We start from the raw sequence: 6958 nt of genomic DNA, 5'->3' as shown, positions 1-6958 counted from the left end.
GCCATAAGTACCAGTTAAGGACGTCGAAGTGCCAATCACATAAGGATTTTGTTGGACCGTTAGATCATAGTCCATCACGTCATTCCCAACAACTGTGACCGGTTTCCGTGCTTGCTCGACATAGCGGCTATCCACGCCTACAACTTCTACTTTATCCGTTTTCTTGAAGACAAATTTCTCCATACCTGAGAACGTATAGTTTCCATTACCATCTGTCGTCGCTTGACCAACAACTACTCCGTTGACCCAAACACGAACTTTCGAGATATCTTTTCCGTATGTGCCGGAAATAGTAGAAGTTCCAACCGTGTAGCTTGCAGGAACCGTTAAGCTGTAATCCATTACGTCATCGCCGATGACTGTAATCGATTTACGGGCTTGTTCAGCACCGCTACTGTCTAATCCGACCACTTGCAATGTATCTGTTTTCTTAGCAATGAAATTATTCAGGTTTGTAAATGTATACGAACCATTATTGACTGTAGCTTGTCCAATGACTTTGCCGTTGACCAGTACGTTGACTTTGGCAATATCTTCTCCGTATGTTCCGTTAATGCTATTTGAGCCAATCGTATAGTTAGCTGGAGCTGTTAAGCTGTAATCCATTACATCATTTCCAGTAATCGTAATTGATTTACGGGCTTGTTCAGTACCGCTGCTATCTAATCCAACCACTTGCAGCGTATCTGTTTTCTTCTTGATGTAGGTATTCAAACCGCTGAATGTATAGTTGCCATTGCTTAGTGTAGCTTGGCCTACCACAGTGCCGTTCACAAGAACATTGACTGTTGCGATATCTTTACCATATGTGCCAGAAATATTTCCAGCACCGATAGTATAGCTTGCTTGTGCTGTCAATGTGTAATCCACTGGGGAAGCTTGAACAGTTGTAGAAACTGTGTTAGATGTCTTGCCATTTAGCGAAGAAGTTGCTTCGATAACTGTACCAGCTGCTTGTTTTGAAATGGTAATCGAATAGTTTCCGCTTGAATTAGCTGTTCCTGTATAAACCAGTGCCGAGCCATCTTTTTGCGGAATACGTAATGTCACGGTTGCATTTGGATCTGCGGTACCTGTTACTGCTGTATCTGTGTCGATCACTTTATTAATCGTTGGATCTTTCAATGGAACAGAAGTAACCACTTGACTTGCTGGTGTGCTGACATTCCCTGCTGTATCGGTAGCCGTTGCTTTTACAGTGACGCCTGCTGCTTGTTTTGGAATCGTGATGGTGTATTTGCCATCTGCACCTGCTGTTCCTTGGGCAATTAAGACTTCATTCACATAGATTTTCACTGCAGCATTAGCTTCAGTTTGACCGGTTACAGAAGTTTGGTCTTCATTTACAGCGTTCAGTGTAACAGTAGGAGCTGTCTTATCAACAACGATTGTAGAAGCTGCTGCACTGGTTTTTGAGCCAACCGTTGCTACTACTTGAATCTCTGTTCCAGCGGATTGTTTTGCAATCGCAACAGCGTAGTTGCCGCTTGCATCTGCTTTCCCAGTATAAACGAGCGATCCGCCACCTGCTTGTGGAATCGTAAGTTTCACATCTGCATTCGGTTCAGTTTTCCCTGTCACAAGTGTATCGCTATCCCCAACAGTATCGATCGTTGGTGTTGGAATTGCTGTTGCCGTAACTGTTACAGAAGCTGGTGTGCTCACATTGCCAGCTGCATCGGTAGCCGTTGCTTTAACCACTACACCTGCCGCTTGTTTTGGAATCGTGATACTGTATTGACCATTTGAACCAGCAGTTCCTTGTGCGATCAATACATCGTTCGCATAGATCTTAACCGCTGCGCTAGCTTCAGTTTGACCGGTTGCGAGAGCTTGATCATCTGCAATAGGACTCAACGTTACATCAGGAGCTGTTTTATCGACAACTGTTGTAGAAGCTTTATCACTTGTTTTCGAACCAAGTGTTGCGACAGCCGAGATGACAGTGCCAGCTGTTTGTTTGGCAATTGTGATCGCATAGTTGCCACTTGCATCTGCCGTTCCTGTATACGTAAGCGAACCGCCGCCTGCTTGTGGAATCGTTAGTGTTACCGTAGCGCCTGGTTCAGTTTTCCCAGTGACAATCGTATCTTTATCACTCACCGTATTGATTGTCGGTGTCGCAATTTTCGTTCCAGTAACGATCACCGAAGAAGGCGTACTTATATTACCTGCAGCATCTTTCGCCGTTGCGACTACTTGCTTCCCTTCGGTTTGTTTCGGTATAGCAATCCAGAAATCACCGTTAGATCCTGCTTTCCCTTCCCCAATCTTCATGCCGTCTACGGTTAATTCAACCGTTGCATAAGGTTCAGTTGTACCTGATGCGCCTTCTTGTTGATCATTGATTGGTAAAAGAACTGGAGCATCGGGGGCTGTTTTATCGACTACGGTTGTACTTTCAGTTGGAGAAGTTTTACCATCTAGAGTAACCGTTACTTGAATGGGTTGCCCTGCTTTTTGTTTAGGAATCGTAATGGTATAGTTTCCACTAGCATCCGCTTTGCCTGTGTATGTTAATGAACCACCACCTGCTTGTGGAATCGCTAATGTCACATCAGCATTCGGTTCGGTTTTCCCAGTTACGACTGTATCTTTATCCGATACTTCGTTAATTGTTGGAGCTGGAATTGCTGTTCGAACAACCAATGTTGTTCCCTTAGCCGAAGTCAGTCCACCTTTTTCCGCGGTCACTTCAATCGTTGTACCTGCAGCTTGTTTCGAAATGGGAACCGAATAGTTGCCGCTTGCATCCGAAGTGCCTTCAAAAGTAAGCGAACCGCCGCCTGTTTGTGGAATTTTTACTTTAACTGTTGCACTTGGTTCGGTTTTCCCAGTCACTACAGTATCTTGATCGGTAACAGTATTCACGGTTGGTGCTGCAATGTCGCCTTGAGTGACGACTGTCGAAGCTTTAGCAGAAGAAAGATTGTTTTTCGATGAGCCAACCTCTACCGTAGTTCCCGCAGCTTGAGCAGGAATACTGATCGCATAGTTTCCACTTGCATCTGAAGTTCCTGTGAAGCTTAGGTAAGAACCATCGCCTTGTGGAATACGAAGTGTAATACTTGCATTTGGTTCCGCTGTCCCTGTCACTAATGTATCTTTTGTTGTTAGTCCATTAATTGTTGGCGTTTTAAGAGCGCCTTGAATAACTGTTGTAGATGCTTTGGCTGAAGTGATACCGTCTTTTTCAGCAGTTACTTCAATTTTTGTGCCGACAGCTTGTTTAGCAATAGAAATCGAATAGTTGCCGCTCGCATCAGCTGTGCCCGTCCAAGTTTTCGTTGAACCATCATCTTGTGGAATTGTTAGTGTGACTTTCGAGTTTGCCGGAGCAGTTCCTTTTACTAGCGTATCATCTGTTGTTACCGTGTTAATCGTTGGTGTTGCAATCGTTCCTGCAATGACTGTGGTCGAAGTCGTTGGTGAAGAATCCGTTCCATTTTTCGCTTGCGCCGTAACTAATGTCCCTACAGCTTGTTTAGGAATCGTCACCGAATACTGCCCATTAGAACCCGTAGTTCCAGTATATTGCGTCCCATTAATCGTTAACACAATTTGTGTGTTTGGCGTCGAAGTACCTGTTACAACTGTATCTGTATTTTTTACCGTGTTGATCGTTGGAGCTGCCAAGGTTACACTTGTGACTACTTTTGTGCTTCCATATGGACTTTCATCACCATCGCTATTGACAGATTTTGCTTGAATCGTCGTTCCGACTGGATAAGTCGAATTCATCGTGATCGAATATTGCCCGTTTGAGCCAACTGCCCCAGTTCCAACCGCAGAACCATTTACATAAAGTGTGAGAGTTGTATTCGGCTCAGCTGTCCCCGTCACAATTTTTTGATTATCTTTCACCGTATTGATCGTTGGTGTTGCCAGTTGAGGTCCTTCTTCATACAAAACGACTGTTCTTCCGAGATAACCAGTATGTGAACCAATCGTTGCATACAGAATGATTTCTGTTCCAGGGGCTTGTTTAGGAATTGAAATGGAACCTGCACTAGCTGGAGCAGAATAAATTTTCCCATTAATGTTGGCATAAACTGTAGAACTATAACCTGCCCCTATACTAATACTTGTATCACGATTGGTCACAGGCTTTTTCACTATAGGGATGGCAATTTTACCATCACCAGTTGTACCAGAACCGCGGATAGCAGTTTTAACATAAGTGGTATCGGTCTTACTGTACACACCGTTCAGTACTGCATAAGCTGTAACTTTTGTTCCAACAGGCATATTATCTGGAATATTCTTAGTGAGTTCCCAGTAACCCGTCGCGCTTACCGTTGCGGTACGTGTGATTGAACCGAACGTAATATAAACAGTCGAACCTGGTGTAGCATTAAAACCGAAAACCCCATAGTCTGAAATTAGGCTATCCATTACGTTACTGATAACTGGCATCCTAACAGGATCATCAATCGCTGCGGCTCCAGTCGTGTTCGCCATTGTACTAATTGATTTCGATTGTAAATCAGACTCAGCTGCCATCCCTATCTGTGGTGCAAAATTTGTAATCATGGGTGAAGCTAACACATTTGCAATAAGTAAAGCGGTGAACCCTTTTTTCATGTAAATACTTTTCTTCGAATTCTGTTTTGTCATATTCTAAAAATCTTTCCTTTCTGTTGATTAATCATTGTATAAAGTAAACTAGGTAGCAGACTGCCCTCCCTTCACTTCAATCTTACAGCAATAAACATGGAGCTAATTTAGCCTTTGGGAGGGTTTAATCTGAGAGATTTTGTCAGTTTCTTGAATTTATTTATTACAGATAATCATTTTCCATCCTAGAAGATGCAAAAAAGTTATTTTCAGAAATTTCCAAGATGACTAAAGGTAGGCAAACTAGAATGAAAAATTAATTTGATTTCTTACTATAAAAAAAGACAGGAAAAAATATTCCCGTCGTAAAAGCATTCGTTTCTCTTAAGTTAGATGTAAAATTTCGTCTGGTTTTAAAAAAACAAATTCCACTGCAGCAGAACCAGCAGCTGATCCCGCTCCCCTTAAGGTAAGCCCAAAATCTGCTCTTGCCGCATGTGCACATTCCATGTCCTAAATCGAGTCTTCAATGTATCTGTTAGTCGACTAAGCAACCCCCAACGAGTGAAGAGAAACAGAGCAGAATGAGGCTTATTCTGCTCTGTCTAGCACTTGTACTAGCAATCTCATTAATATTTTTCCCATTCCAAACAGATAAAAGTCGACATTCATTTCATTGGTATTCGTTAAAGTCACGGTGCCGCTTTCAGAAATAGCTGCAACACAGGTTCAGTCCCAGCAAAAAATGTTACATCGTTCGCAAAACGTGCCTTTCCTTTCACCCCTTCAACTGACAGATGCCCCTTATATTTCAATCCCTAAACATATAAGTGTAGCTTAACCATAAATTCCTAACGAAAATCGCAATTCATTATGCTCGAAATTGTGACTGAGCTGCGATAATACTTCAGATAAAGAATACAATACCTTTTTGTATCTAAAAACTATCCTCCACATCAAAAATGATTGCTAAGGTATTTCAATTATTTCTATCTCACTTGGCAAAGTAGTATTGGTGGTGTGTTGTATATTTCGTGCGTTTTCGTGCTGTTTTATCTCGGTTCGCAGTATGACCGTTCAAATTTCGCAACTCATTATAAAGCGGCAAAAGCATCTTCTCAGTCCCACTAATTTCAAAACAAAAGTTTTCACTTGCAAAAGTTAGACACAATTGACGATTTTTCGGGATAAGTACAATATTTCGTAGACTCTTTAGCGGGTAAGTATGACGTTTCCCAATTTGATAACTATAGTTTTGCTCAAATACTAAATAATCTCTGTCGATATAAAATTCCCCGTAGCGATATTCCATTCCAATATCCGAGTAAACCTTGCAAACACCTTCGACTTTCATAGATTTCCGCCCCTTTCACCAACGTATACCTTAGTTTTAAATGATGAAACGGGTTTCATGTCAAGCCCTTTTTTTGAAATTATAAGGTTTTTCTTTCAATAATTTCGTGTTGAATTTGTTTTTTCTGAATGTCAGGATTATCAAATAGCGTAAAAGCAGTTTTCCCAAGCTTTTCAATATGGAGATCGAGAGTGGCGATATCAAGAACTTGCCCGATCGGCAAATTTTCCTGCCCAAGAATCGCTAAATCCTCTGGAATGCGAATGCCATTTTCCTTCGCATACTTGATGATCCCTGCGGCCGTTTCATCATCCGTCGCATAAATCGCATCCGGACGTGGTCGGTCGCCGCCAAAAAAATATTTTGCAGCCTTCATTCCGTCAGCTACACTGGCACAGTCTCGAAGTAAGTTCGTATTGTCCGCTTTTCTTCCGAATGTTTCCTCGAAAGCCCGAATCTTATTGCGCGTACTCGGACTGATCACTTCCGAACGTCCAGTCGTAAACGCTATATTTTTATAGCCCTTCTGTAAAAGCAGCCGAAAGCCGTCTTGATACGCATGGAAGCGGTCGATGTAGGCGGAAGAAAACGCGGTTAAATTTGTTTCCTCACAGACGACAATCCGCCCAAATTCCGTAAATTCCTCAATGTCCTTCAGTTTGTTGGCGCGTGATGTCACGATAATACCATCAACTTGTTTGGTTTTTAGCCGCATTAAATGCTTTTTCTCCATCACCGGATCATAGTTTGTCGGGAGAAGCGTGACCGAGTATCGTTTGTGGAACGCCTCTTCAAGAATGCCGCTGACAAGCTTCGCAAACCAAGGATGGTCATTATACGGCAAGATAACGCCGATCGTATTGGTTTTGCCGCGAGCAAGATTTGTGGCGCTACGATTTGGCGTATAATCCATTTCGCGGATGACCGCTTCGACGCGTTCACGCTTGTCACTTGCTACGTAGGGATGCTCATTTAAAACCCGTGACACCGTCGTGACTGAAACGCCAGCTCGTTTCGCAATTTCTCGAATATTTGTCATCAGTTACG

Annotated in this window: 3 protein-coding genes; all 3 read right to left on the bottom strand. The window is 42.6% G+C overall.

Translation table 11 applies throughout. The features are described from left to right. A partial coding sequence (locus tag MFLO_RS10550; protein WP_036097934.1) for an Ig-like domain-containing protein occupies positions 1 to 4617 on the bottom strand: 4617 nt, incomplete at its 3' end. A 934-nt stretch (positions 4618 to 5551) separates the two neighbouring features. Next, positions 5552 to 5911, bottom strand: a complete 360-nt coding sequence (locus tag MFLO_RS10545; protein WP_036097932.1) for a hypothetical protein — start codon at positions 5909 to 5911, stop codon at positions 5552 to 5554. A 79-nt stretch (positions 5912 to 5990) separates the two neighbouring features. After that, positions 5991 to 6950: a LacI family DNA-binding transcriptional regulator gene (locus MFLO_RS10540; protein WP_036097931.1), complete on the bottom strand. Its 960-nt coding sequence runs from the start codon at positions 6948 to 6950 to the stop codon at positions 5991 to 5993. Positions 6951 to 6958 lie beyond the last annotated feature (8 nt).

This window comes from Listeria floridensis FSL S10-1187 (genome assembly GCF_000525875.1).
Lineage (GTDB): Bacteria > Bacillota > Bacilli > Lactobacillales > Listeriaceae > Listeria > Listeria floridensis.
Note: the sequence above shows the minus strand (reverse complement) of the source record. Positions and strands in the feature narration are given on the sequence as shown.

Excerpts from the sequence above, each read along its gene's own strand:
- MFLO_RS10545 (WP_036097932.1), bottom strand. The coding sequence starts at position 5,911 with ATGAAAGTCGAAGGTGTTTGCAAGGTTTACTCGGATATTGGAATGGAA.
- MFLO_RS10540 (WP_036097931.1), bottom strand. The coding sequence starts at position 6,950 with ATGACAAATATTCGAGAAATTGCGAAACGAGCTGGCGTTTCAGTCACG.